General features: G+C 70.5%; 26 protein-coding genes. 13 read left to right on the forward strand and 13 right to left on the reverse strand.

The window, feature by feature from the left end:
* Nucleotides 1-177 precede the first annotated feature (177 nt).
* Nucleotides 178-1,377, reverse strand: a complete 1,200-nt coding sequence (locus tag ABWI04_RS19075; protein WP_353833259.1) for a low temperature requirement protein A — start codon at nucleotides 1,375-1,377, stop codon at nucleotides 178-180.
* Between the two features lie 137 nt (nucleotides 1,378-1,514).
* Between ABWI04_RS19075 and ABWI04_RS19080 the strand changes: the two genes are divergently transcribed.
* From ABWI04_RS19080 to ABWI04_RS19090, 3 genes are all read left to right on the forward strand, one after another.
* The gene (locus tag ABWI04_RS19080) at nucleotides 1,515-1,841 is read left to right on the forward strand and encodes a hypothetical protein (RefSeq protein WP_345183457.1); all 327 of its coding nucleotides are present in this window, start codon (nucleotides 1,515-1,517) and stop codon (nucleotides 1,839-1,841) included.
* A gap of 71 nt (nucleotides 1,842-1,912) precedes the next feature.
* Nucleotides 1,913-2,071, forward strand: a complete 159-nt coding sequence (locus ABWI04_RS19085; RefSeq protein ID WP_345183454.1) for a hypothetical protein — start codon at nucleotides 1,913-1,915, stop codon at nucleotides 2,069-2,071.
* Nucleotides 2,072-2,107: 36 nt separating this feature from the next.
* Nucleotides 2,108-2,950 (forward strand): oxidoreductase, encoded by an 843-nt coding sequence (locus ABWI04_RS19090; protein WP_353833260.1) that lies wholly within the window; start codon nucleotides 2,108-2,110, stop codon nucleotides 2,948-2,950.
* Here the strand turns inward: ABWI04_RS19090 and ABWI04_RS19095 are convergent.
* Both ABWI04_RS19095 and ABWI04_RS19100 read right to left on the reverse strand, forming a co-directional pair.
* Nucleotides 2,947-4,233 carry an aspartyl protease family protein gene (locus ABWI04_RS19095; RefSeq protein WP_353833261.1) on the reverse strand — a complete coding sequence of 429 codons (1,287 nt, stop codon included), beginning with the start codon at nucleotides 4,231-4,233 and terminating at the stop codon, nucleotides 2,947-2,949. The genes ABWI04_RS19090 and ABWI04_RS19095 overlap by 4 nt on opposite strands.
* Nucleotides 4,234-4,495: 262 nt before the next feature.
* Nucleotides 4,496-4,792: a hypothetical protein gene (locus ABWI04_RS19100; protein WP_353833262.1), complete on the reverse strand. Its 297-nt coding sequence runs from the start codon at nucleotides 4,790-4,792 to the stop codon at nucleotides 4,496-4,498.
* Between the two features lie 363 nt (nucleotides 4,793-5,155).
* Between ABWI04_RS19100 and ABWI04_RS19105 the strand changes: the two genes are divergently transcribed.
* From ABWI04_RS19105 to ABWI04_RS19115, 3 genes are all read left to right on the forward strand, one after another.
* Nucleotides 5,156-6,043, forward strand: a complete 888-nt coding sequence (locus ABWI04_RS19105; protein ID WP_353833263.1) for a helix-turn-helix domain-containing protein — start codon at nucleotides 5,156-5,158, stop codon at nucleotides 6,041-6,043.
* Nucleotides 6,040-6,243 carry a DUF397 domain-containing protein gene (locus ABWI04_RS19110; RefSeq protein WP_353833264.1) on the forward strand — a complete coding sequence of 68 codons (204 nt, stop codon included), beginning with the start codon at nucleotides 6,040-6,042 and terminating at the stop codon, nucleotides 6,241-6,243. The genes ABWI04_RS19105 and ABWI04_RS19110 overlap by 4 nt, the downstream gene beginning before the upstream one ends.
* Before the next feature lie 357 nt (nucleotides 6,244-6,600).
* Complete coding sequence (locus ABWI04_RS19115) at nucleotides 6,601-7,113, forward strand: hypothetical protein (RefSeq protein WP_353833265.1); 513 nt, start codon at nucleotides 6,601-6,603, stop codon at nucleotides 7,111-7,113.
* Between the two features lie 491 nt (nucleotides 7,114-7,604).
* On the opposite strand, the gene ABWI04_RS19120 is transcribed toward ABWI04_RS19115, so the two are convergent.
* Together ABWI04_RS19120 and ABWI04_RS19125 are read right to left on the reverse strand one after the other, a co-directional pair.
* Nucleotides 7,605-8,123, reverse strand: coding sequence for a hypothetical protein (locus ABWI04_RS19120; RefSeq protein ID WP_353833267.1), 519 nt, complete (start codon nucleotides 8,121-8,123; stop codon nucleotides 7,605-7,607).
* Nucleotides 8,124-8,226: 103 nt separating this feature from the next.
* A complete protein-coding gene (locus ABWI04_RS19125) occupies nucleotides 8,227-9,201 on the reverse strand; it encodes a helix-turn-helix transcriptional regulator (RefSeq protein ID WP_353833268.1) in 975 nt (324 codons plus the stop codon).
* Between the two features lie 129 nt (nucleotides 9,202-9,330).
* On the opposite strand from ABWI04_RS19125, the gene ABWI04_RS19130 reads away from it, so the two are divergent.
* On the forward strand, nucleotides 9,331-9,726 hold the full coding sequence (locus ABWI04_RS19130; RefSeq protein WP_353833269.1) for a RidA family protein: 396 nt from the start codon (nucleotides 9,331-9,333) through the stop codon (nucleotides 9,724-9,726).
* Between the two features lie 179 nt (nucleotides 9,727-9,905).
* Here the strand turns inward: ABWI04_RS19130 and ABWI04_RS19135 are convergent, their stop codons facing one another.
* From ABWI04_RS19135 to ABWI04_RS19145, 3 genes are read right to left on the reverse strand one after another with little or no spacing between them, the layout of a single operon-like run.
* Nucleotides 9,906-11,885: a hypothetical protein gene (locus ABWI04_RS19135; RefSeq protein ID WP_353833270.1), complete on the reverse strand. Its 1,980-nt coding sequence runs from the start codon at nucleotides 11,883-11,885 to the stop codon at nucleotides 9,906-9,908.
* Nucleotides 11,882-13,030, reverse strand: a complete 1,149-nt coding sequence (locus tag ABWI04_RS19140; protein WP_353833271.1) for a 5'-methylthioadenosine/S-adenosylhomocysteine nucleosidase — start codon at nucleotides 13,028-13,030, stop codon at nucleotides 11,882-11,884. The genes ABWI04_RS19135 and ABWI04_RS19140 overlap by 4 nt, the downstream gene beginning before the upstream one ends.
* Nucleotides 13,027-13,806: an NUDIX hydrolase gene (locus ABWI04_RS19145; RefSeq protein ID WP_502913137.1), complete on the reverse strand. Its 780-nt coding sequence runs from the start codon at nucleotides 13,804-13,806 to the stop codon at nucleotides 13,027-13,029. Before ABWI04_RS19145 ends, ABWI04_RS19140 begins: the two co-directional genes overlap by 4 nt.
* Nucleotides 13,807-14,125: 319 nt before the next feature.
* On the opposite strand from ABWI04_RS19145, the gene ABWI04_RS19150 reads away from it, so the two are divergent.
* Nucleotides 14,126-15,202, forward strand: a complete 1,077-nt coding sequence (locus ABWI04_RS19150) for an NHL repeat-containing protein (protein ID WP_353833272.1) — start codon at nucleotides 14,126-14,128, stop codon at nucleotides 15,200-15,202.
* 42 nt (nucleotides 15,203-15,244) lie between these two features.
* Nucleotides 15,245-16,210 (forward strand): hypothetical protein, encoded by a 966-nt coding sequence (locus tag ABWI04_RS19155; RefSeq protein WP_353833273.1) that lies wholly within the window; start codon nucleotides 15,245-15,247, stop codon nucleotides 16,208-16,210.
* Here ABWI04_RS19155 and ABWI04_RS19160 read toward each other — a convergent pair.
* Nucleotides 16,177-17,166 (reverse strand): GlxA family transcriptional regulator, encoded by a 990-nt coding sequence (locus ABWI04_RS19160; RefSeq protein WP_353833274.1) that lies wholly within the window; start codon nucleotides 17,164-17,166, stop codon nucleotides 16,177-16,179. The genes ABWI04_RS19155 and ABWI04_RS19160 overlap by 34 nt on opposite strands.
* A gap of 181 nt (nucleotides 17,167-17,347) precedes the next feature.
* Between ABWI04_RS19160 and ABWI04_RS19165 the strand changes: the two genes are divergently transcribed.
* On the forward strand, nucleotides 17,348-17,773 hold the full coding sequence (locus ABWI04_RS19165; protein WP_353833275.1) for a DUF6010 family protein: 426 nt from the start codon (nucleotides 17,348-17,350) through the stop codon (nucleotides 17,771-17,773).
* Nucleotides 17,774-17,783: 10 nt separating this feature from the next.
* Here ABWI04_RS19165 and ABWI04_RS19170 read toward each other — a convergent pair whose 3' ends face one another.
* Nucleotides 17,784-19,208, reverse strand: coding sequence for a DEAD/DEAH box helicase (locus ABWI04_RS19170; RefSeq protein ID WP_353833276.1), 1,425 nt, complete (start codon nucleotides 19,206-19,208; stop codon nucleotides 17,784-17,786).
* A 215-nt stretch (nucleotides 19,209-19,423) separates the two neighbouring features.
* Nucleotides 19,424-19,627, reverse strand: a complete 204-nt coding sequence (locus ABWI04_RS19175; RefSeq protein ID WP_024936225.1) for a cold-shock protein — start codon at nucleotides 19,625-19,627, stop codon at nucleotides 19,424-19,426.
* Nucleotides 19,628-19,894: 267 nt separating this feature from the next.
* Between ABWI04_RS19175 and ABWI04_RS19180 the strand changes: the two genes are divergently transcribed.
* The gene (locus ABWI04_RS19180; protein WP_345183416.1) at nucleotides 19,895-20,122 is read left to right on the forward strand and encodes a hypothetical protein; all 228 of its coding nucleotides are present in this window, start codon (nucleotides 19,895-19,897) and stop codon (nucleotides 20,120-20,122) included.
* Nucleotides 20,123-20,246: 124 nt separating this feature from the next.
* Here the strand turns inward: ABWI04_RS19180 and ABWI04_RS19185 are convergent, their stop codons facing one another.
* Together ABWI04_RS19185 and ABWI04_RS19190 are read right to left on the reverse strand one after the other, a co-directional pair.
* Nucleotides 20,247-20,840, reverse strand: coding sequence for a GAF domain-containing protein (locus ABWI04_RS19185; RefSeq protein WP_345183413.1), 594 nt, complete (start codon nucleotides 20,838-20,840; stop codon nucleotides 20,247-20,249).
* A gap of 44 nt (nucleotides 20,841-20,884) precedes the next feature.
* The gene (locus ABWI04_RS19190) at nucleotides 20,885-21,256 is read right to left on the reverse strand and encodes an STAS domain-containing protein (protein WP_345183411.1); all 372 of its coding nucleotides are present in this window, start codon (nucleotides 21,254-21,256) and stop codon (nucleotides 20,885-20,887) included.
* Nucleotides 21,257-21,714: 458 nt separating this feature from the next.
* Between ABWI04_RS19190 and ABWI04_RS19195 the strand changes: the two genes are divergently transcribed.
* Both ABWI04_RS19195 and ABWI04_RS19200 read left to right on the forward strand, forming a co-directional pair.
* Nucleotides 21,715-22,002 (forward strand): hypothetical protein, encoded by a 288-nt coding sequence (locus tag ABWI04_RS19195; RefSeq protein WP_345183408.1) that lies wholly within the window; start codon nucleotides 21,715-21,717, stop codon nucleotides 22,000-22,002.
* Between the two features lie 634 nt (nucleotides 22,003-22,636).
* Nucleotides 22,637-23,020 carry a MerR family transcriptional regulator gene (locus ABWI04_RS19200; RefSeq protein ID WP_345183405.1) on the forward strand — a complete coding sequence of 128 codons (384 nt, stop codon included), beginning with the start codon at nucleotides 22,637-22,639 and terminating at the stop codon, nucleotides 23,018-23,020.
* The last annotated feature ends 89 nt before the right edge of the window (nucleotides 23,021-23,109 follow it).

Below are 23,109 nucleotides of genomic sequence, written 5' to 3' on the forward strand. Positions count from 1 at the left end.
CGAGCCGGTCGCCCAGGAGGCCGGATACGGCGCCGACCCGGGCCGCCGCCCCCGCGCGCCGGTGCGGCTCGCCCAGGCGACCGGAGTCACCGTGGCCATGGGATGTGGCGGCTCCGCGGCCGTGGCGCCCGAGCGCCGTCCCCCTGGCCGACGGCCGCGGCCTTCTGCCGCGGGCCCTCATTCAGGGTCCGCGGCGCCGTACCGGACGGCCGCCCGCCTCTCGAAGGCGACCAGGCCGAGGAGCAGCCCGCTCACCAGGCCGAGTGCGGCGAGCGCGGGCAGGAGCCGGGCGGCGGGGATCAGCAGGAAGAACGCCGCGGCGACGACCAGCGGCGCCGCCGGAACGGAACGGACGGTGAGCCTGGCGAAGGCGGCCCGCCCCAGGAGGAACACGGCGGCCCCCGCGTACAAGGCGGTCACGACGGGCCACTCCAGGGCCCGACCGTGGTCGGCGGCGTCGCCGGACAACTCTGCCAGGACTTCGTGGGCGCCGAGGGCGATGTAGAGGGCGCCGGCGATGAGCGGGAAGTGGACCATGGTGTAGGCGTCGCGGGCGATCTGAGCACGGCGCAGGCCGGACGCGCGTTCCAGGACGCCCTCGGCGGCGTCCGCCAGGCCGCGGAAGTACAGCAGCCACAGGCACACGACGGCGACGAACCCGACCAGCGCCGCCAGGAGCACCATGGCACCGGCGATCGAGTCGCCCGCCCCCGCGCCGGCGGAGATCAGGGACTCGCCCAGCGCGATGATCAGCACCATGCGGTGCCGTTCGGCGAAGTGGCCGGCGCTGCGGACCGTCCAGCCGCCGAGGCCGGAGGCGATCCGGCCCCCACCGAAGTCGACGGCGAACGCGGCGGCCCACAGCACGGTCTGCCAGGTCCCGCCGAGCACCGCCCCCGCGATGAGGGCGGACAGGGAGATCGTCTGGGGGACCGCGTCGAGGAGCAGTTGGTCGCGCAGCCCGCGGTCGCCCGCCACCGACGACAGGTACAGCCCGAAGTAGACCACCCGGACGACGCAGAAGGCGCCCGCCAGGACGAGCGGGGCGTCGACCCCCGCGGCGTGGCGGCCGAAGGCGTCCGGCATGACCAGGGCCGCGACGAACAGGGCCGCCATCACCGCCAGCATCCCGGTCCGGACCACGCCGCGATCGGCGCGCACCCGGTTGCCCAGCCAGGCGTACGCCGCCCAGGACCACCAGAGCAGCAGGAGGAGGATCAGCCCGCGCACCAGGGACAGGGCGGACGGGGAGTGCGCCATGAACGAGACGACCCGGGTGATCGCGAACACGAAGACGAGGTCGAAGAAGATCTCGAAGGAGGTCGCCCGGTGGGTTTCGGGCGTGATCGCCGGGCGCTGCCACGGGAGGTCTGCCACCGGCACAGGTTACCCGCCTGGCGATCAACGTCGCCGCTGGTCAGCGGGCGCCGGAGCGTGTCGCCCCCGGTCCGGCGGCGTCGGGCTCGAGCGGCCCCTGCCGCCGGTCGCCGGCACCGGCTTCCGGTTCGACCCTCGTGAACCTGCCCCCTGCCGCGTGGCGGGTCGGCGCGGCCGGCCGCCTGGAGCAGGCCCGCCTGCACGCCGAAACCGCGCTCGGCGCGGGCCTGCCCGGCATCTCGCCGCGCCTCGCGCTGATCACCTACGGCGCGCTCGCGATGACCGCGTCCGGCGAGAAGGAGGCGGAGGACATGTACGCGCGGGCGGAGTCCGCTCCGGCGGCGGCGGGCTTCCCGTTCGAGCCGGCCCGCGTCCGCCTCGCCCGCGGCGTCCGGCTGAGGCACGTCCAGGGGCCGAGACGGGCGGCCCTGCGCGACGCCCTGGCGAGGGCCGGCGACAGCTGACCCCTAACGACTCACATCGGGTCTCACCATCAAATGACGGGTGTGGCCGCTCTCCCTTCGGGCGAGAGTCGATGACGACGCACGGAATCGGCACGGAGGGGCAACATGATCAACAGACGCGCGTCCGGCAAGGGATCGGCCAGGTCGCGGGCGGGGCCGCCGCCTCCCCGGCCGGCCTGCCGGACGCCGCGGCCTTCGCCCAGGCCGTCACCGGCGCACACCGCCTCTGACCGCGAACCGCACCCGACCGAACGGAGGAACCACTCATGGCAAGGACATGGCTGATCACCGGAGCGTCGCGAGGACTCGGACGCCACCTCACCGAGGCGGTCCTGGACGCCGGTGACCAGGTCGTCGCGACCGCCCGGCGTCCGCAGCAGTTGGACGACCTGGCGGCCAGGCACGACCAACGGATCCGGGCGGTCGCGCTGGACGTCACCGACCCCGCCGCGGCCGCCCGTGCCGTGGAGGAGGCCACCGTCGCCTTCGGCCGTCTCGACGTCGTCGTCAACAACGCCGGCTACGCCAACAGCGCGCCCATTGAGGAGATGGCCGAGGACGACTTCCGCGCCCAGATCGAGACCGACTTCTTCGGCGTCGTGAACGTGACGCGGGCCGCGCTGCCCGTCCTGCGCGCCCAGCGCTCGGGGACCTTCGTGCAGGTCTCCTCCATCGGCGGACGCGTGGGCGGCACCCCCGGGATGGGCGCCTACCAGGCCGCGAAGTTCGCCGTCGAAGGGTTCTCCGAGGTGCTCGCGGCCGAGGTGGCGCCGTTCGGCGTGAAGGTCCTCATCGTCGAGCCGGGCGCGTTCCGCACCGACTGGCAGGGCTCGTCCATGGAACTCCACCCGGTCGGCCCCGACTACGAGGAGACGGTCGGCGCCATCAACAGCTACCGGCAGGCCAACGACGGCACCCAGCAAGGCGACCCGGCCCGCGCCGCCAAGGCCGTCATCGACGTGGTCGCCGCCGACGATCCGCCCCGCCGCCTCATCCTCGGTGGCGACGCCCTCGCCCTGGCCCGCAGGTCCGCCGAGGCCCGCGCCGCCGAGGCCGAGCAGTGGGCCGCCGTGACGCGCTCGACCGACTTCCCCTCGGACGAGCCCTAGCCGCGGGCGATGTAGAGATTCATGCCGGTGAAGTCGAGGGTGACGGTGTACGGCTTGAAGAAGGGGTGGAAGAACGCCCCCAGCGAGTCGAACCCGGCGCGAGGGGGTCTACCGGAGGGATTCGCCAAGCAGTAGACCTCCCTGGCGACGGCGTCGCCAAGGCGGATCTCGTCCGGGTAGCAGGGATAGGTGACGACCGGGTGGCTGTGCGCGAAAGTCTCCAGCGGGCGGTCGTAGTCGGTACGGATCCGCAGACGCTTGGCCGTCTCCTCGGGCATGGCCACGGCGCTCTCGCTGGTTCCACCGATCGACAGTCCCACCAATCGCGATCCGGAACCGCCGATGCTGCCCCTGCTGTACAGGCCGTGCTCATCGGCCAGCCACAGCGGCAGGGGCCTGGCGCCCGCCCGCGCGGCGTCGCGCCGTACCCGGCGGACGGCTTCGGGAGTGGGACGGCGCAGGATCAGCGACCGGCCCGCGTAGTCGAAGGTGGTCAGCAGGTGGTAGAAGACCCACGTGCCGATGATGCCGTCGCTGGGCCCCCCGGGCGAAGCCTGGTCCGTCTCCGACCACTCCACGGGGATGTTGCGCAATTCGACGTCGCCCAGCCTGAAGGATTCCAGCACCCCGAAGTACTGCCACGCGGTGCCGTCCAGGTAGTCGATCTGCTGCTCGGCCACGGCGGTCAGCCCGGCCTCCCTCGCCACCTCCGCGGACATGCCCAGCCATGGGGCGCCGGTGTAGAGCATGAAGCGCTTGGGCGGTCCGCCGTTGACCGACCCCTCGACCTGTGGTGACGGGTCCATCTGCTGCCACGGCAGCCGGGCGGCGTCGCCGTGGACCTGGTACGGCTCGCCCTGAACCGCCCCGAACCACGTGGCGAAGACGTCCTTGCCGGCCGCTCGCCAGTGCGGCACGGACTGGGAGAGTTTGTCCTGACGGATGTAGCAATCGCCCAGAAGTCGATTGGTCTCCTTGTCGCTGGGCGCCAGTCTCAGAGCCATGGCGAGATAGTGCTCAGCGTCGGAGAACTGGTTGGTCAGTAGCGCTACCTGGCCGCGCCGACGGGCCGCGTGCACGTTGGCGGGGTCTCTTTTCAGGATCGCCTCGTAGGCGCGGCCGGCCTGTTCGAACTTCCCGGCCTTGAACAGCGCGTCCGCGTCACCACCGTCGGCGTGGGCCGCGACCGCGACGCCCGCCGGCGTCGCGGTCGCGGATGCGCCGGCCACCACGGCGGCGCCTCGCAGCAGCGAACGTCGATCCCACTTCCCGTCATCAGCCACGGCTTTCTCCTTTCGTGGCCCCTTCCGCCGCGATGTCGGACGGCGATGCCTGCCGCGATCGCTCAAAGGGAAAGGAGCATCGCGCACGGCCTCCCTCGTTCGGGGACCTTGCTCGGCGATCAGATTGGGCAGGCTCGAACGCTACGACTCGGCACCTATCGTCGGCGTATCGAAAACGCCCCCGGGTATGGGGAGGCGTGCCCAGGGCGTGATCGCTACGGTGCCTCGCCGTGCCGGGGCGGATGAGCGGCGTACGGCCGGTTCACCGGTCCTCCTCCGCCCCGAGAGCCGCCTTCACCAGGACGACGGCGTTGACGGGGCTGTCGGCCTCGCACATCCAGATACCGTCCTGGACGAACCACCAGCGATCGCCGTCGTTCGCGCGGCGCCGGCACTCGACCTCCACGCCGGACGCCTCCGGCTCCTTCGCCACGCGCAGGCGTAGAGCGCCGACGTTCTCGACCGCGAGCTTGTGGCCTCGCAGCAGATTCCCGAGCGTGGTCGTGAACTCCGCGCCCTTCGAGCCCTCGCCGACGCCGTCTGGAACCGATGGAGTCATGCCGCCGCCGCTTTCGATCCCGCGTTGCGGGATCACGCTCCGGGCGCCCGGCGGGAGCCGTCCGGGGAACGTCGGTTGTTCTTCATGATCGGCCTCTTCTGGTGCGGGGGGCTGGTTTTTCCTGTTGATATGGCGATGTGCGCAGAACGGGTGCCATGTCCGGCTCGCCGTGATCGCGGATTATCGCGTTTCACTCCCGTGCTGACTCCGAGTAGAGCACCATGAAAGCAAGGTCTGCAAGCGGTCGGATCGATTCTCCTGGCGAGAATTTTCGCAGGTCAGAGACCTGTTGCGGACCGGGCGAGGGGATGCTTTCATTCCGGGTGAAAGGCGGCCCCGAGATGCGAGAGGGAGGTGATGTGAGTGTCGGAGGCGACCACGGGTTCGACCGTCCCCCGGCGGCAACTCGGCCGGTATCTCCGAGAACTTCGGATAAATGCGCGCTTAACCGTACAAGCTGCGGCGAAAGCGCTTGAATGGTCCGAAGCAAAGATGTGGAGGATCGAGACCGGCCAAACGTCCCTGCGATCTCACGACGTGGAGACCATGTGCCGCGTGTACGGCGCAACCGAGGAACTGAAGACCGCCCTGATGGGCTTGGCCAAGGAGACCAAGGGAAAGGGATGGTGGCACGCCTACGGCGACGTGATCCCTGAGGGATTCGATCTCTTCATCGGCCTGGAGGAGGCTGCGAGCAGCCGAGAGGAGTACTCGCCGGAGCTGGTCCCGGGCCTCTTCCAGACCCCCGACTACCTCTACGCGCTCTTCAAGAAGAACCGACCAGATCTGCAAGCCGAAGAGGTCGAACGACGGGTCCGGCTGCGAATGCAACGGCAGGCGCTGGTCACGCGCGTCACGGCCCCGCCTGACCTGAAGGTCGTCCTGAGCGAGGCGGTGGTCCGCCGGGTCATCGGCGGGCCCGCGGTCATGGCGGCCCAGCTCGACCGGCTGGCACAACTGAACGACTGCCCCAACGTGGCCATCCGCCTCGTGCCGTTCGCGGCGGGCTCGCACCGCGGCCTCGACACGGGGGCGTTCATCATCCTGCGGTTCCCGACCAAGGAGGACGGGCGCGATCACGAACCGCCGACGGTGTTTGTACAAGGCTTCACCGGCGCTCTATATCTGGATAAACCCCGCGAGATCGACCGCTACGCCGGGGCGTTCACGGTCATCTGGGACAACGCTCTGCCCCAGGAGGACAGTTCGGCGTTGTTCCGGCAGGTAGCAAGGGAGATGAACGGACGATGAGCACCGACGTCGCCGCTGCGGCCATCTGGCGCAAGAGCAGCCGCAGCAACACCGAACAAGAGTGCGTGGAGGTCGCGATGCTTCCGACCTCCATCGGTATCCGGGACAGCAAGAACCCCGAAGGCGGTCACCTCCCCCTCGACCACACCACGTTCACCGGTCTCCTCGCTCGGGTGAAGGCCGGGACGTTCGACCTCTAGGCATGAGAAAGGGCCCCGGTGGAGACAAGCCGCCGGGGCCCTTCTTGCGATCGGCGGGAGAAGGCGACCGTCCACTCCAGAACATTCACCGCAACAGAAGAAGCGGGTCTTCCTCAGCGGCCCCTCCGCCCCGCTCCAACGTGCTGTAATCGTCCAATGACTTACGGTGTTCTTCAAATCTCGGGGTGCCGGCGCCCCGTCCTCACATTCGCGCTGATCCTTGCGGCGGGGATGGCTGCGGGCTGTGGCGACGGGGGCAAGAAGCCCGGCATCCGCGTACCGAAGACGGACAGCTTCGCAGTGCCGCAACCCCTTACCTCCGCCCCGCCTGTCGGTGCCCCGCGCATGGAACGGCTCATGCACGAGATGGAAAAGGCCACCGTCAGAGCCGGGGGCGTGGCCGCAGAGACCAAGGCCCGTTGCGACACCAACATGGGCCGAATCGGCACGCGCCCGGAAACCTTCGCGTGCACGGTGTCCTACAGAGGCAAGAACGCCGAGTTCCGCACCAGTGTCTCCATCGTGTCGAAGCGGCTGACGGCCAAGCCCGGGGAGGACTTCCCGAGCGGTACCGAATACCGGTACAGGCTGTCGGCCGTCGCGACGAAGCTCGTACTCACCCGGGAAGGCGTCCACCGTCAGTGGGGCTACCACCCGTCCGGCGGCGACGACGAGTACCGCTGCGACGCCGACATCCCTGAGGTGGCCGTCATGCCCCCGGGGCCTACGCCCTACCGCTGCTACAGCCTCTACCGCCCGGGCTTCAAAACCAGAGTCGCCTCCTACCGCGTGGTCCTATCCGCAGAAGACGGGGAACACCCCGACGGAAGCCTCTCCTTCAAGCCGGCCAATTCCCAATCCTCCGCCTGAAAACCCAACGCCGCGGCAGGCCGTGCCGCCCGTCAGGACGTCGTGGGCGTCGCGCTCATGCGCGACCTGGTCCCTGCCCCGCCCGTGCGCATTGATCATTGACGCTATGCCGCACCTCGCATGCGCCCACTGCACCCGAAGGCTCACCACCGAGATCGAACTGACCGAAGCCGCCCGCGGAGACGTTCCCGGGCAGCCCTATCTTCCGCGAGGTGCTTACGTCTCCAGTTGGGAAGGCGGTTTCGTGGTCAACTGCGACGACATCGTCGGAGCGGTCCGTCACCCCGACCAAGCGCGTTCGGCCGGCTGTTGCGGGCCCACCGGACTCGACGGACCGAACCTCGTCTGCTCAGGATGCGGACGGGAGGTCGGGACCGAAGAGTCGGACTGCTGGAAGCCCCACCTGGTCGTCACTCGACCTGGCGCCACGAGCCTGATCGTGAGCGCGCACGAGCGATCCGCGTAGTTCAACGAATGCGCCAGAGCGCCGGTCAGATGAACGGCCTGATCCAGGTCTCGAAGCGTGCCCCGAATTCGTCTCGGGCCGCTTTGATCAGGTCGTTGGGGTCGTTCACCGGGTCCAGGCCGAAGTGCTGCTTCAGCCATGCGACATAAGCCGCGTGCGCCTCGGGGGCGCCGTCGCGTTCGCGGTGGTAGCCCTCGTACTCGGCGAAGTAGGCGTCGCCCCAGTCGACGGACAGCGGCCGGTCGCTCGCGAGCTGGTGGAACAGGTCCCGAAGGTCGCGTGCGGTGAGATGGATCCCCCCTTCGTCGCCGAACGCCGCGATGGGCAAGGCGGCGAGGTCCGCGCGGTCGTCCACCCGCCACAAGGCATAGAACGAGCCCGAGCCGGTGGCGGCCGCGAACGGGAGGAACGCCTCGACGAACTCTGGGGCGTCCGACCACGAATCGTGCTGCGGCTCTCCGAATTCGAGCATCTCGAAACCGTCCGAGATGAACTCTCCGCCGAGGCTCTTCTCAAGTTCGCTGAGCAGGTTCAGCTCCGGCACGGGGGAGTAGGCACTGTCCATCGGGCGTCCGATCGGCTGGAAGCGAAAGGCGAGATCGTCCGCGAGAACATACCTGCTCCCGCCCATTGGCCGCACCAGCGCATCAGCACGAGTCGTCATAGCGCGCGGCGATGGCGGCGGCGCGGTCGCGCAGCGAGGTGCGCAACCACTGCGGGGCGAGAACCTCCGCGTTGTCGGCGACCTGCCACAGCGCCCAGACGGCGTGCCTCGAATCCTGGAAGGTCACCTCCAGCCGCAGCCAGCCGTCCGCGTCGTCCTCCTCGGCGAGGACGGCCAGCGCGGTGCCGACCAGATCCTTGCGCCGCGCCGGGTGAACCCGTGCGAGGACGGCGACCTGGTCGCCGCCCGTCCGGAACCGCGTGCTGCGCTCCTGCCACGCCCGGTCCAGATCGACCCGTTCCCTCCGCTCTGCGGGTTCGTCCAGTTCCTCGGCGGCCCCGATCCGCGACAGCCGGTACGTCCGGTCCTCGCCGGACCTCGTGGCCAGCAGGTAGCCCAGGCCGCGGACGGTGACGAGGCCGACCGGGTCCACCGTGCGCCACTTCGGGCTCTGATCCACCGCCGCGTAGTGGATGCGCAGCTTGTGCCCGGCGAACACCGCGCGCCTGACCTCGGCCACCACCGCCTCAGGCACTTCCTCGGCGACCAGCCGCCGCGCGAGAAGGTCGGCGTCGGGTTCGATGAGCAGCCGCTGGGCCGCGTCGGCCGCGGTGTCCCGATAGCTCTCGGGCAGCGCGTCCACCACCTTGAGCATGGCCGATGCGAGCGCCGAGCCGAGGCCGAACGCCTCCGCCCCGCGCCGCGATCCGGCGACCAGCAGAGCGAGCGCCTCCTCATGGTTCAGCCCGGTGAGCTCGGTCCGAAAACCGGGCAGCAACGCGAAACCGCCGTGCCGACCGCGTTCGGCGTAGACCGGGACCCCCGCCGCGGACAACGCCTCGATGTCGCGCAGCACCGTACGCGTCGACACCTCCAACTCCTGGGCCAGTGCCGTCGCAGACAGCCGACCATGCTGACGCAGCAACAACACCAGCGAGACCAACCGGTCAGCACGCACACCAAGAACCTACTCAAATACATGACACAGGATGTCGTGATTCGTTGGAAGGCTCTTCCCAACGCCAGAGGGCGGCCATCGAGCCGTCCGATGATGCACTTCCAACGAATCGAATGGAGCTAAAAGGCAATGGAGCGTACGACGGTCAACCCGTGGACGTGGTCGGTGGACCTGGGCTACAACCAGGGCGAGGTCGTCTCCGGACACACCCGAACCCTGTACTGCTCAGGCCAGACCGCGATGAGCGGCGAGGGCAAGCCCCAGCATGCCGGCGACATGGCGGCCCAGCTCGCACTGAGCATCGACAACCTGGAGGCCGTACTCGCCGAGGCCGGCATGTCGCTGGCGAACCTCGTCCGCCTCAACGTCTACACCACCGACGTCGACCTCCTCTTCCAGCACTACGGCATCCTGGCCTCCCGCTTGGCCGCCGCCAACGCAGCCACGAGCACCACAATGCTGGGCGTAACCCGCCTAGCAATCCCCACCCTGACAGTAGAACTAGAAGCCACCGCCGCAGCCTGACCCACCCCCCGGCTGCTCGTGCCATCCCACCCCGGCACGAGCAGCACACGACGGGCGAACTGCCGTACCCCACCTCGCCGAACCCAGGTCCGTCAGAGTCCTGGAGTGCCGCAGCCATCGATGCCCGGCTGTGGTTTTCGGAAATGTTGGAGCGCCGGTCGGGAAGGGCGGCCCCCAGGTCAGCGTGGAAGCGGGCCCACGCGGTCGGCCTTCCTCCGGCGCTCCTGGATGATCCATCGCTTGCCTTCGGCTGCGACGCCCTCCAGGACATGAAGGGTGTGACTGAGACCTGCGGAGTCCAGGGTCATCTCCGAGACCACGCCGGGGGTCTCGTCCACCAGCAGCTCTTCCGTTCCGGAGGCCAGCACGTCGACCGCGATTCGCTCTCCGTTGACGAGCGCGAGCTCGAACTTGCGCTCATCGCGCTCCGCTTGGTGCACCTGCATTGCCGCGACCGACTCGTAGCGGTAGTTGGTGCGTACATAGCCGCGGAAGGTGCCCTGCTCGAAGTCGAGGTCGGCCCTGAATTGGCGGATCCCATCAGCTGTGAGGAGGAAAAGCGTGAGGCGGTAGCGTGTGTAACGCCATGGTCCGTGCTTCACGCGTGCGCGTCGATTCGGCGTGCCGGGCGCTTCGATGAAGGCATGGGCGATCAGGTCGCTTACGGAGAGTCCATAGTGGCGTAGCGCTTCGCCCAGCAGGACTTTTCGGTCGCAGTCCAGCCATGCGGCCATCTCCACATCCGTGGGCTTGCAGGCTAGCTTGTCCTTCCAGCGCCGGAAAGCGGCATTGCATGCGGCACGCATCTGCGCGACCTCGGCCTCGTCGGCGGCGTGCCGTCTGCGTTCGAGAGCGATGCGCAGCCAGGCGCGGGCGGCCACGATTCCCGCAGCGATTGCGAAAGCCGTCGACCGCGTCGCCGCGACGGGAGCGACCTGTGTCGCCGTCACTATCGCCTGGCAGGCTCCGATGACGCATGCGGCAAGCCCGATCAGTGTCACGGCCCTTATGGACGGGGGTATCGCGAGTTCCCGGCGGTAGTCCCACAGCGTGTCGTTCTCCCACCGCTTCCTGACATCGCCCACCCGGAACCGGATAAGCCAGGCGATGCGTTCGGCTCCGGCCCGCTGCTCCCGGTAGGCATAGACGATCTCGTCCCGGATTTTCCGACGAATTCCTGCCGTACCGTCCAGCCAAGCTGAGCGGTTCGCGTTGCGCGGAACGTACGTGGCGAAGTAGTGGTCGAAACGCTGGTCGACTTTGCTGGCGAACCCGCCAGAAGGTGGGCTGCCCGTACGGGCGCGAGGCGGTGCGAGCTCCGCGTCTTTCGCTCGGAGCCGCTCAACACGGAAGCGCCACTCCAGGCCACCGCGCGCGGCGAAGAAGCCGCCTCCGACGCTCAGCAGGTAGACGAGCATCGCGAGCACCTGGAACTCTCGGGCCAGTAGGTAGCCGATTTGAAGCGCCGCTGCGGCCAGGACTGTCGTGCCCGACACCGCCTGTAGCCAGAGGCTCCCGGGAGTGTGGGGAGGGGATGGATCAGGTACCCGCGGAGCCAGAGGTTCCGGCTCGAAGAATTTCCAGACGCGAGCGGTCCGGTCCTTCGCCAACTGGTTATCTTCGGCGCTCTCCAGCGAGCGCTTCCACATCTCGTCTTGGAGCGGACCTTCCAGGAACAGTTCCATGTGGCGCAGGATCATCATGCGCTGCGGCTCGGCGAGCCCGTCGATGTCCTTGAGGAGGGGACGCATGTCCATGTCCGGCAGCCGTGCCGCCTCCAGCAGGCGCTCGATGGTCTTCACCCCGTCGGCCCAGGCATCTCCGCCGGAGAAGGGGCAGAGGAGCCGCGCCTGCCGTAGCATTCTGGCGTCGTCGGGAGGCATCTCGTGCCGGGTCCGGCCACTGACCAAGGCGAGCTGTAAGTGGAAGCAGGCCTTGCTCCCGCTGTAGCCGTTGAGAACGGCTTCGTGCATGAGTTGCCGCGCCTTGCTTGGCATGCCGCCGTCGAGCAGTCTGACACCGGTATCGAACCGTTCCGCGGCCGAGGCCTCCGCAGGAAGCGTGTAGGAATAGATGTCGCCGTGCACGATCGCAGCCTGGACGCCGATCTGAGCGCGGTCCGCCGCATAGTTCGTCGCAGGGGCGTGCGGTTCGGTCATGTCAGGCCCTGGACCAGGGCGATGACCGTCCCGACCTCGGCCGCCAGGATCGCGACGTCCGCGACGAGTCCGCGCACCTTCTTCAGGGCCAGCGTCACCGCGCCCATGTTCTGCGGCGTGGTCGTCAGCAGGGTCTCGCTGGCGGCGGCGAGCTCCGCTTGTGCCGCCTGGTAGGTGTCCTCGTCCAGTTGGCCCGCCGTTCGAGCCTGCTGGAGCCGAGCGGCCAGGCCGACGATCGCTTCGGCCGGGTCGGCCGGTGCGCTTCGCTCACTGGAAACGTGGATACCGCCGTAGACCTGACCTGCCTGCACGCCCACTCGTGCGTTGTCCTTGGCCACGTTGCGGGTCGTCCCGGCCATATTCGTGCTCCCCTTCGTTCCGTTCGCCTCGGATCGAGCGCGGTCCCGTTCCTCGCTTGCGAGGTTTTCGGCCAGGGCCACGGTGAACGCTGCCGCGTTCGCCACCGCCCGTGCCTGCCACTGTTCGCGGTCGGTGGTCTCCTTGGTGCCGTCGGCCCGGTCGCTGACCCCCCGGACCACGACCACCGGCAGCGATTTGTTCAGGTGGGCGGCCTGAGCGACGCCGGCCCCTTCCATCTCGATCGCGAGCGCGTCGTTGTAGTGCTGCCTGATCCAGCGGGCGTACGCCGAGACCGTGGAGTCGAGAACGACCTCACCCGCCGCGATCGGCCCGAAATGCACCTTGGACGTGCGGGCGTCGTCGGTCCAGGCACGGTCGCGCGCGACATGCCGTGCGAGTTGTTCGGCGCCATGGGACGCCTCCCACACGCGGGGCCGGCTCTTGAAGCCGTCGTCCTCGCTCGTACCACCGTGGAACGCGTACACGTGGGTGGCGACGACCAGATCTCCGAGGGCGATATGGGAGTGCAGAGCCCCCGCCACACCGACGAAGAGAAGCGCGGCGGGGGAGAACTCGGCGATGGCGCGTTCGGCCAGCACCGCCGCGGACTGATTGCCCTTGCCGACGAGGCCTAAGGCGATCCGGCACCTTCCACCTGCGAGCCTGCCCACCTCGAAGCGAGTGCCCTGCGGATGGCGGTGAACTCGTGGAGCGTCCAGCTTCTGGCGGACGGCCTCGTACTCGACGTCGAGTGCGGTGAGGACGACGATCGGGCTGTCGTTCATTCCTCCGGTCCCTTCGTTCTCGATGGTTCGCTGGGCCGGACCATCGGCGGGTACAGGACTTTGCGCGGGCCGGCCTTGAACAGCCGGGCCGGTCTTCCGGGCGTCACCTTCCGCTCCGGCCCCGCAGCGACGATGAACCCGCCGGTCTTTTGAACCTTCCGGTAGAAGTTGCGCGGATCGAGGGAGATCCCCCATACCGCTTCGTAGACCCGCTGGAGGTCGGTGATCGTGAAGGTCGGAGCGCAGAACGCCGTGGCGAGGGCGGAATGCTCAAGCTTGGCGCGGGCGTTCTCGACTCCGTCCTCGACGATCCGCCGGTGATCGAAGGCGAGCTCCAGTTCCCCGGACAGCACCTGCTCGACCGGCTGCCACCGGGCGCCGGCCGCGTCCGTGCCCGCGGTCGGTTCCGGGAGTCCTGGCGCGATCGCCAGATAAGCGACGGACACCACGCGGCCGCGCGGGTCGCGCCCGGGAGTGCCGTAGACGCCCAGGTGCTCCAGATGCAGCGTGGCGGCGTCCATCGCCGCCTCTTCCGCCAGCTCGCGCCGAGCCGCCGAGGTGAGGTCCTCCTCGACGTCCTGCAAGAACCCTCCAGGAAGTGCCCACGCGCCTTCGTAAGGCTCGACACCGCGCTCGATGAGCAGCACGTTCAGGCGCGACTCGCGCAGCGTCAAGATCACCAGGTCGACCGCGAGCATGACGGCGGGCGGCGTCCAGTGGTCATCGGTCACGCAGCGAGAATAGCTTTTTGTCGCTCTGACAAAAAGTGCGCTCACGTTGGCTTCTCGGCCACTTCCGCGTTACTGGTCGGATAGCTGCGGCCCCACCGGCCGCGGGGCCGGTGCTAGGGCGTACAGGCGCCTGTGTTCGAGGTGGGGACGTGGCCGCAGGGGTGCGGGGGCCGAGGTGTCGACCGCGCTTCAGTGGGCGGGGCGCGCGAGGGTCAGGGGCGCGGTGGGGTGGAGCGGGGCTGCTGGGGGATGGGTGGCCGTTTGAGGTCAGGGGGTGGTGGGGGGTGATCTTGCCAGCGAATACTGGCGTTGTTGGTCGGTTGTTCGAGGAGGCGTTGTGGATCGAAGCGCGCTTAATCCGCTGATGTCGCGTCGGGTGTTCGGGGTGGGGGGTGCTGCGCTGGTCGGGGCCGCCTTTGCCGGGCCGCTGGGTGGGGTCGCGCGGGCCGTGGCGCCGGCGGCGGGGGAGTGGGTGGATGTGCCCGCGCCGCCGCTGGCTGGGCGGAGCCATCTGCTCGGGATCGCCGCGCCGGACCCGTGGCACGTCTTCGCCGGGGGCGCCGAGAACGTGTACCAGCCGGACTCGCGGGCCGTCATGCTGCATCGGAACCCGCGCGGCTGGACGCGCGTCGCGATGCCTGAGGGGTTGGCTGTCGTCAACGATGTCCGCGCGCACCACGCCGCGGACGTGTGGGCCCTTGCCGCAGGTCAGAATGCCAAGGAGCGCACCGACCTGCTGCACTGGAACGGGCGCCGCTGGACGACGGTGGCAGGTCCCGTCGGCGAGCAGCTCCAGGCCATCGACGTCGACCGGACGGGCGGACTGTGGGCGACCGGGATCCACGGGGACGCCACGACGGTGTCGGTGCGGCGGCACGGCCAGTGGACGAGGGGGCTCACCCTTCCGCAACCCTCGGGCCTCAACGCCATCGCCGCCGGAAGCGCCTCGGACGTCTGGGCCGGGGGATTCGGCGAGTCGCAGATCGGCCCGACCCCGCTGTGGCACTTCGACGGCACGGACTGGACGCGCACACCGTGGGGATCGGAATGGGCCCACTGGATCCTGCAGATCGAGTACGTCGCTCCGGACGACGTCTGGTTCTACGCCCTTGAGCAGAGCCCGTTGTTCCCGCCGCCGACGCTGCACCACTGGGACGGCTCCGCGTTCACCGTGCATCGGCTTCCGAATCCGTCCGATCCGCTCGGCGAGGTGCGGCCGAAGTCCGTGGTGGGGTTCCTCGGCTCGATCGCCTCCGATGGACGGGGCGGCGTCTGGGTGTCCAGCCCGTTCGATCCCGCGCGTCTGCTGCACTTCGACGGTGCTTCCTGGACCAGTGCCACCCCGCCTATCGCGGTGACCGCGTACTCGATGACGCGGGTGCCGCACACCAGGGCCGTCTGGGCCGGTACTCAGGTGGGCACCGTCTGGCGTTGTTCCTGAGGGCGGGTCGTTCGCGCCTGGCCGGGCTGGTTTGCTTGATCGATGATCTCTGACGACGGTGCGGTCGACTACGCGGACCTGGCCCGCGAGCTCGCCAACATGGCTCATGGCTACCCCTACTGCGATCCTTTCGCGCTGCTCGGTTCGATCGCCGCGGAGGTGAGGTCCGACCCCGGCTCGCGGCACGGGCGGGCGATGACCGCGGCGCTCTGGGCGAGCCGCTGGTACGCCAGGTGGAAGGTCACCGACCCCGCGCTCGTCGACGACCTGATCGAGGCGGCCGGACGTGCCGGGGCGGTGCTGGAGGCCGCGGGCTGCGCGGCGCCCGGCGAGCACGAGCACCCGCTGGTCGCCGACGATCCCGAGGCGGCGGGCGACGTCGTGGCGCGCATCGGGGATCCGGAGGGGTGGCTCGCAAGCCACCCGGACGACGAGGACATCGAGGCGTACGCGTGTCCCGGTTACCTCGCGGGGCTGGCCGCCGAGGCGGAACAGGTCTTCAAGGACGCGCGGGCGGAGCGCTTCGACGCCCCGGACACGGGGCACCTGGACGAGCGCTTCCTGACGGGGGACGGCCGGCTCGACATCGACGCGCTGATGACCGACATCGAGCGGCAGAAGGGCAGCAGGGCCGATCCCACGGCCGAGGCCGCGGCGCTGTGGGCGGCACGCCGGCTGCTCGGCGACGCGCGTCCCGGGGAGCGGGCGTCGCTGGCACTGGCCGTGAGCCACCTGGCACAGCACTGCGCCTGGGGCGTCGCAGCCCCCGGCGTGGTCGCGCTCTACCGCGACGGCCTCCAGACGTTCGATCTCTCGGTCCTCGACCGGCCGTGCCCGCACCCGGAGGGGCACCGTGGGATCAGTCTCCGCGACGTGCCGCCTCTTGCCCGGGCGGTGGCGCCGGACGCCGCGGAGGTGGACGACCGCGAGGGATGTCCCCACCGCATCGCCGCGCATGTCCGGAAGATGATCGACTACACCGGCGGATACCTGGGCGTCGAGGGCTGACGCGCTCCGCCGCCGCGGGCGCGGAAGGCTCGGCGGTAGGCGTGGGGGCTGACGCCGGTGGTGCGCTTGAAGCGGTCGCGGAAGGCGGTCGGCGAGCCGAAGCCGACCTGGGCGGCGATCCGTTCGACGGTGTGCTCGGTGGTCTCCAGCAGGTGCTGCGCCTGGTGGACGCGGGCCCGGTGGAGCCACTGGAGAGGCGTGGTGCCGGTCTGCTCGCGGAAGTGGCGCGTGAGGGAGCGGGCGCTCATGCCGGCGCGCGCGGCCATGTCGGCGACGGTGAGGGGACGGGACAGGTCGTCCTGGAGCCAGGCGAGCAGGGGTTCGAGGACGGAGCCGCGGGGCGTGGCCGGGCACGGCTGCGCGATGAACTGGGCCTGCCCGCCCTCCCGTTCGAGCGGCATGACCGACAGCCGGGCCGCGTCGGCGGCGACCGCCGAGCCGTGGTCCCGGCGGATCATGTGCAGGCACAGGTCGAGCCCGGCGGCGGCCCCGGCCGAGGTGAGGATCCGCCCGTTGTCGACGTAGAGGACGTCCGGATCCACCTCGATCCCGGGATGGGCGGAGGCCAGCAGGGCGGCGGCTGACCAGTGCGTCGTCGCCCGCAGGCCGTCGAGCAGCCCGGTCGCGGCGAGGGGGAACGCGCCGGTGCAGATGGAGGCGATCCGGGTGCCGCGGGCGGCGGCCGCCGTCAGCGCGTCGTGCACGGCGGGCGGCAGGGGCGCCGTCGGGTCCGCGGCGCCGGGGACGATGACGGTGTCGGCGTCCCGGAGCCCGTCCAGTCCCCAGGGCGCGCGGAGCGTGAACGCCCCGGCGTCGACCTCGGGCGTCTCGGCGCAGACGCGGACCCGGTAGGCGGGGCGGCCGTCCGGCAGGCGGGTCCGGGTGAAGACCTCGATCGGGGTCGACAGGTCGAACGGGATCACGCCGGGGAACGCGAGGACGGCGACGGTGTGCATGGCGAGAACGTAGCCGACCACAGCGCCGCCGCCACGGGTGTCTCCGGCCGTTCGGCTCTGTCAGTGGGGTTCTGGGTCGCTTGGCGGTATTCCGTTGGGAGGTGGCATTTCCGCCACTGGGCGTTGTGATCGCGGACGGTTAGCTTCGGTCCCGCATGACCGGGCCCACCGAGGAGAGCCGATGCTGATGACCGTCCTGGCGCCGATCCTGATCGGCGCCGCCTACGCCGCCGGGATGTCGTTGATCAGGGAGCCGCACCGGCGCCGGTTCAACGCGGTCATGGTCGCCGGAGCGGGCGCCGCCTACCTCAGCGGCGGCGGTCTCGGCGGCTGGGAGTTCCTCTTCACCGCCGCCGTGACCTACTGCGCCTACCGCGGGCTCGAATCGTGGACGTTCATCGGCGTCGGATGGCTGCTCCACACGGCCTGGGACGTGGTGCACCACGTGAAGGGCAACCCGATCGTCCCGTTCGCGCACGGATCCTCGCTCGGCTGCGCCATCTGCGACCCGGTCATCGCCCTCTGGTGCCTGGCGGGCGGGCCGTCCCTCATCGCGCCGTCCGTCCGCCGGCTGCGGCGGCGGCGGACGACGGCTGGCGAGGCCTGAGCGCCCCGGGTCAGCTGTTGAGCGAGGACGTGCGCCGTCGCGGCCTGCGAGAGGGGGCGGCCGTGTGGGAGTTCCCGCGCTGGGAGCCGGCGGCGGGACGCGGCTTGCGGGGCGGGGCGGCGTTCGGAGCGGCGGCGGCGCGGGCCGGCGGGCGGGCGCCGGTGATGCGGGCCAGGTCGGCGTCGCCGGGGCGGACGCGGGAGACGCGGGGGGTGATGCCCGCCTTGGCCATCATGGCGTCCATCTCGCGGCGCTGCTCGGGCAGGACGAGGGTGACCACGGTCCCCGCGTTCCCGGCGCGGGCGGTGCGGCCGCCGCGGTGGAGGTAGTCCTTGTGGTCGGCGGGCGGATCGACGTTGACGACGAGATCGAGCTCGTCGATGTGGATGCCGCGGGCGGCGACGTTGGTGGCGACCAGCACGGTGACGTCCTTGCTGTGGAAGCCGTTCAGCGCGCGGTTGCGCTGCGACTGCGTCTTCCCGCCGTGCATCGCCGCGGCGCTGATCCCGCGGGCGGTCAGCTTGCGGACGAGGCGGTCCGCCTGGTGCTTCTTGCCGACGAACATGATGACGCGGCTCTCGCGGGCCGCGATGTGCACGGTCGTCTCGTGCTTGTCCTCGTCGGCGACGTGCAGCAGGTGGTGCTCCATGGCGGTGACCGCTCCGGCCGGAGGGTCGACCGAGTGGGTGACCGGGTCGCTGAGGAACCGGCGGACGAGCCGGTCGACGCCGCCGTCGAGCGTGGCGGAGAACAGCATCCGCTGCCCGTCCTGCGGGGTCTGCTCCATGAGCCGGGTGACCTGCGGCAGGAAGCCGAGGTCGGTCATCTGGTCGGCCTCGTCCAGCACGGTGGTCCGCACGGCGTCGAGCCGGCAGTCGCCGCGCTCGATCAGGTCGGCGAGGCGCCCGGGCGTGGCGATCAGGACGTCGGCGCCCCGCGCGAGCGCGTTCGCCTGCCGCGCGATCGGCAGGCCGCCGACCACGGTGGTCGTCCGCAGGTCCACGGCGTCCGCGTACGGTTCGAGCGCGGCGGTGACCTGCTGGGCGAGCTCCCGGGTGGGGACCAGGACCAGGGCGAGGGGACGGCGGGGCTGGGCGCGGAGGCCGGCGGTGCGGGCCAGCAGCGCGAGGCCGAACGTGAGCGTCTTGCCCGAGCCGGTGCGTCCCCGGCCGAGGACGTCGCGTCCGGCGAGGGCGTTCGGGAGGGCCGCGGCCTGGATGGGGAACGGCGCGGTCACGCCCTGGCGGACCAGCGTCTCCTGGATCGGGGCGGGCAGCGCCAGCTCGGCGAACGACGCCACGGCGGGGGCCGGGGGCGTGGACTTGGCGGCGGGGGCGGAGGCGGGCTCGGATGCGGGCCTTCGCTGCCCGTCCGCCGGACGGCGGGCGGGACGAGACCGGGAGCCTCGGGCGCTCGATCGAGGGGTGCGGGGCATGGTGAAGCCTTCCTTGGGAGCGGTGCGTGTCAGGGAAGTGCTCCGTCATGCAAGACCCCGGACTCGACGCGAGCCCGGGGGGAGGATTCTCAAGAACGAACCGGGAGCGGCCCAGCGGGGGGTTCCGCCGCGGGCCGGGAGAGAGAGGGCGCGGACCAGGGGCCCGACGCAGAGCGGTGCGCGACCCTCGGGGCCGCGCACCGCCGATACCGCTATCAGGCGGGGACGATGTTCTCCGCCTGCAGGCCCTTCTGGCCCTGCGTGATGTCGAAGGACACCTTCTGGCCCTCCTGGAGCTCACGGAAGCCCTGGGCCGCGATGTTGGAGTAGTGGGCGAAGACGTCGGCGCCGCCGCCGTCCTGCTCGATGAAGCCGAAGCCCTTTTCCGCGTTGAACCACTTGACGGTGCCGGTGGCCATGGTCGTCTCCTTCAGGGTGTGCCCCGTCCGCACACCGTGTGCGGGCGAGGACGCCGCGATGGCCCATCCGGAAGATCCAGAAAAAACAAAAGTGCGCCTGAGGTCACTTCCAACAGGCGCACGCACATGTCTATGGGAACCGCAACTGCCATCTACTGTACCACACGATTTCGGGCGGCCGATCGAGGCGGTGTCCGGCGCGATAATTTACCAGCCTGGTCTGCGAGAAGGCTTCAGGGAACCGCCCGGTACGCGCATAATGAGGTAATGAAACCCACCGGTCCCGCCAGACGGCGACACCTGCCCACCAGCCCCTTCGCGCCTCCGCCCGCCGCCCCGCCGGCCAAGGAGTTCACCCTCGACGACCAGGTCACGCACGACAAGTACGGGCTCGGGCGCGTCCTGGAGGTCGAGCCGGGCAACGCCGTTCTGGTCGACTTCGGGACGCGGAAAGTAAAGATCCTCTCCCCGTTCACGAAGCTTTTCCGGCTCTAGGAAGACCGCCGGAGCCCCCGGCGCGCCAGGGCCCGAAACCACGGGACGGGCGCCGTCGGCCGGGCCCGGACAGGCCTGCGGAGGCCGTTCCCCAGGCGGCGAAGGCGCCGCCGCCGCGTCGGACTCAGCCGGACGACCGCGGTTGCAGGGGCGGCTCGGTGACTCCCGGCGGGGCGCCCGGGAGGCGCGCCCCCGCCACCTCGATCAGCCGGGCGGCCATGTCGGAGAACAGGAGCATCTGGCGCGCGGTCGCCGGGCTGAAGGGCTCCGCGCCGACCCGTCCGAGGACGGCGAGCACTCCCCGCGTGGCCTCCCCCGTCTCCAGCGGCAGGATCAGGATGGGGCCGGCCGGAAGGCCGGTGAGCGTCTGATCGGCGGCGATCCGCGCGGACACGGCCCGGCGGGACGTGAACGCCCGGCCGAGCATCGACCGGCCCCGCCGCACCGTCAACCCGCGGATCCGTTCGCCGCCGGGTCCGTCCGCGACCTCGACCCGCAGCGTGTTGCCGTCCTCGCCCGGAAGGGCGACGAACGCCAGCGGCACGCGCGCCAGTTCCCGGGCCTGCGCCGCCACGAGGGCCAGCATGCCCGGCACGCCGGTTCCGTCCAGGACCACCGCGCTCATCAGCTCGAACGTGGCCGCCAGGCGCCGGCGGTCCGTCTCGCTGGGTGCGGTGCCGGCGGCGCCCCACCCGATCGATCCCGGGTCGCCCGTCATGTCGTCCTCCCGTCCGCCCGCTACGCCCGGGCCTGGCCGCGCGTTCAGGCCGCGGCCGATCGAAGGCGCGCGGCGTCGACGGTGGGGCGGACGGCGAAGACCCGGGCCAGGCCGCTGACCCGCAGGAGCCTGGCCATGTGCGGGCGGGGCGCGGCGAGGACGAGCGCGACGCCCCCCGGTTCCGTGAGGCGGCGGGCGCCGGTGAGCAGAGCCAGCCCGGCGGCGTCGCAGAACGTCACCTCGGACAGGTCGATGACCACGTGGGGTCCCGCGTCGCGCAGTGCGATCTCCAGGGGCTCGCGCAGGGACGGCGCGGAGGAGACGTCGAGGTCGCCGGTGATGGTGATGACGGTGTGTTCCGCGAGCGTCTCGCGGCGCAGCCCGGCCTCAGGGAAGGCGGTGCCTGCGGTATCCATCTGGGGCTCCGATCAGGAGTGTGCGTGTGGCCGGGACCGCTCAGAGACCCGCGGTCGCCGCTCCGCGGCCCGGCCGGGCGGCGGATCCGGCGCCGGAAACGGGCGTCCGTGTTCGAGAGGGACGGTGGAGCGGCGTCATGCGCGCCGGCCTGTCTGGCCTCGGGGAGACCGATCGTCGGAACCAGGGGGACGCCGGCTTGGCCGCCCGCATCGGGAACCTCTGGCTCAACCAGAGTCTACGCCTTCCGGCCCGAGCCCGCCGGAGTCCGCCGCCCGGCCGCCTCGCCGGACGGTCCTTGCGGCGGCACAAGCGAACGGCGCCGCGCTGACCAGCGCCGACGCCGGTGAGCCGCACCCGCGCGCCTGGACGAGCGCGCGGAACGCGCGGCAGGGGAGACAGGGCGTGCGGGCACGGGACACAGGGCGTACGAGGCCCTCGATCCGGGCAGGGGACGCACATGAGCGAAGTGTGGATCTCCGCCGCCGAAGGTGACGACCTGATCCGTGCCGACGCGATCGTGATCATGCGTATGGACAGGACGGGCCGGCTGACCGCGCAGCTCCGCGACGAGGCGAAGGTCAGCGTGACGCTCCTGGAAGGCTCGCCGGGCGGCACCCGCCCGCCCGCGGACTTCCACCGCCAGTTGATCCGGCTGATCGCCGAACTCGCGGACGCCAGCGGTACGCAACTGGTCCGCGCGCGGCACGAGAACGGCGCGTGGCGCTGGACGAGCGAGAGCCTGTAGCCCCGGCGCGGACCCGTCCGGAGGCCATCGGCCGGTGGAGAGAAACCAGGAATGTGATCTACGAAACTCTGTAGCAGCCGATGTAGATTTTCGAGCCGGGTCCGGGTAGTGTTCCTTCCATCGAAGAGAGACGGGTCCATGAGAAGCGGCAGAGGACGAACTGCCGGTACGGATGGATGACACCGGCCGGGCGTGCCGGGGCCAGCGCAGTGGAAGGGGCCTCGGCAGCCGGTCGGACCGGTGGCGGACGAGCCGTCGGCTGTAGTGGTGAACAGCAAGAACGCAGTACCGCAACACAAGGAAGTACCGCAACACAACGAAGTACCCGAACACGCAGTACAGGTAGTGATGTCGAGGAAAGGAGGGATCGGCGCCATCGGGATCGCCCGCAGCAGGCTCCAGTCACGCCGCGCGGGTACCGCAGTTCCCCGGATTGGACGGTGGTCTACGGTCACGCATACGCGATCCCCGCGTCCCCGCCTCTTGTGCGGCCGACGCGGAAGACCGGCTCAGCAAGGCCGGTAGATGGTGTTGTACCTCTGGGCCCCGGCGCCGCAGTCTGGCGTCGGGGCCCCTTGCCGTCGCCGCCTTCCGGTTTCCCAGCAGTACGGAAGGTTTTGTGAAAGCACTCCACATGACTCAGACCGGCGACCAGCCCGGCGGCCCCGACCGGCCCGACGACTCAGCGGCGCTTGAGGACAAGTTCGACGACGAGGACTACCCCGCCTACAGCATGGGCCGCGCCGCCGAGATGCTGGGCGTGACCCCGGCGTTCCTCCGCAGCCTCGACACCGCCCGGTTGATCGTCCCGCAGCGCTCGTCCGGCGGGCACCGCCGCTACTCCCGCTACCAGCTGCGCCTGGCGCAGCGCGCCCGCGACCTGATCGACCAGGGCACCCCCCTGGAGGCGGCCTGCCGCATCATCATCCTCGAAGACCAGCTCGCCGAGGCTCAGCGCATCAACGCCCGGTTGCGGGAGGGTCGGCCCGAGGGCGGGACGCCGCGCCCGCCGGCCTAGGGACGGACGACCCCCCGAGCCGCGGGGACGTGATCGCAGGCGCTCTCGCCGCGACGTGACGCAGACCGGACGCATGCGCGAGATGCGCC

It is taken from the genome of Actinomadura sp. NPDC000929 (assembly GCF_040492065.1).
GTDB lineage: Bacteria > Actinomycetota > Actinomycetes > Streptosporangiales > Streptosporangiaceae > Spirillospora > Spirillospora verrucosospora.

What these genes read in the sequence shown, in the direction of transcription:
- ABWI04_RS19140 (WP_353833271.1), bottom strand. Translation starts at nt 13,030, where the DNA reads ATGAACGACAGCCCGATCGTCGTCCTCACCGCACTCGACGTCGAGTAC.
- ABWI04_RS19115 (WP_353833265.1), top strand. Translation starts at nt 6,601, where the DNA reads ATGCACGAGATGGAAAAGGCCACCGTCAGAGCCGGGGGCGTGGCCGCA.
- ABWI04_RS19185 (WP_345183413.1), bottom strand. Translation starts at nt 20,840, where the DNA reads ATGACGGGCGACCCGGGATCGATCGGGTGGGGCGCCGCCGGCACCGCA.
- ABWI04_RS19180 (WP_345183416.1), top strand. Translation starts at nt 19,895, where the DNA reads ATGAAACCCACCGGTCCCGCCAGACGGCGACACCTGCCCACCAGCCCC.
- ABWI04_RS19165 (WP_353833275.1), top strand. Translation starts at nt 17,348, where the DNA reads ATGCTGATGACCGTCCTGGCGCCGATCCTGATCGGCGCCGCCTACGCC.
- ABWI04_RS19090 (WP_353833260.1), top strand. Translation starts at nt 2,108, where the DNA reads ATGGCAAGGACATGGCTGATCACCGGAGCGTCGCGAGGACTCGGACGC.
- ABWI04_RS19155 (WP_353833273.1), top strand. Translation starts at nt 15,245, where the DNA reads ATGATCTCTGACGACGGTGCGGTCGACTACGCGGACCTGGCCCGCGAG.
- ABWI04_RS19160 (WP_353833274.1), bottom strand. Translation starts at nt 17,166, where the DNA reads ATGCACACCGTCGCCGTCCTCGCGTTCCCCGGCGTGATCCCGTTCGAC.
- ABWI04_RS19190 (WP_345183411.1), bottom strand. Translation starts at nt 21,256, where the DNA reads ATGGATACCGCAGGCACCGCCTTCCCTGAGGCCGGGCTGCGCCGCGAG.
- ABWI04_RS19110 (WP_353833264.1), top strand. Translation starts at nt 6,040, where the DNA reads ATGAGCACCGACGTCGCCGCTGCGGCCATCTGGCGCAAGAGCAGCCGC.
- ABWI04_RS19200 (WP_345183405.1), top strand. Translation starts at nt 22,637, where the DNA reads ATGACTCAGACCGGCGACCAGCCCGGCGGCCCCGACCGGCCCGACGAC.
- ABWI04_RS19195 (WP_345183408.1), top strand. Translation starts at nt 21,715, where the DNA reads ATGAGCGAAGTGTGGATCTCCGCCGCCGAAGGTGACGACCTGATCCGT.
- ABWI04_RS19170 (WP_353833276.1), bottom strand. Translation starts at nt 19,208, where the DNA reads ATGCCCCGCACCCCTCGATCGAGCGCCCGAGGCTCCCGGTCTCGTCCC.
- ABWI04_RS19175 (WP_024936225.1), bottom strand. Translation starts at nt 19,627, where the DNA reads ATGGCCACCGGCACCGTCAAGTGGTTCAACGCGGAAAAGGGCTTCGGC.
- ABWI04_RS19130 (WP_353833269.1), top strand. Translation starts at nt 9,331, where the DNA reads ATGGAGCGTACGACGGTCAACCCGTGGACGTGGTCGGTGGACCTGGGC.
- ABWI04_RS19085 (WP_345183454.1), top strand. Translation starts at nt 1,913, where the DNA reads ATGACGACGCACGGAATCGGCACGGAGGGGCAACATGATCAACAGACG.
- ABWI04_RS19150 (WP_353833272.1), top strand. Translation starts at nt 14,126, where the DNA reads ATGTCGCGTCGGGTGTTCGGGGTGGGGGGTGCTGCGCTGGTCGGGGCC.
- ABWI04_RS19100 (WP_353833262.1), bottom strand. Translation starts at nt 4,792, where the DNA reads ATGACTCCATCGGTTCCAGACGGCGTCGGCGAGGGCTCGAAGGGCGCG.
- ABWI04_RS19135 (WP_353833270.1), bottom strand. Translation starts at nt 11,885, where the DNA reads ATGACCGAACCGCACGCCCCTGCGACGAACTATGCGGCGGACCGCGCT.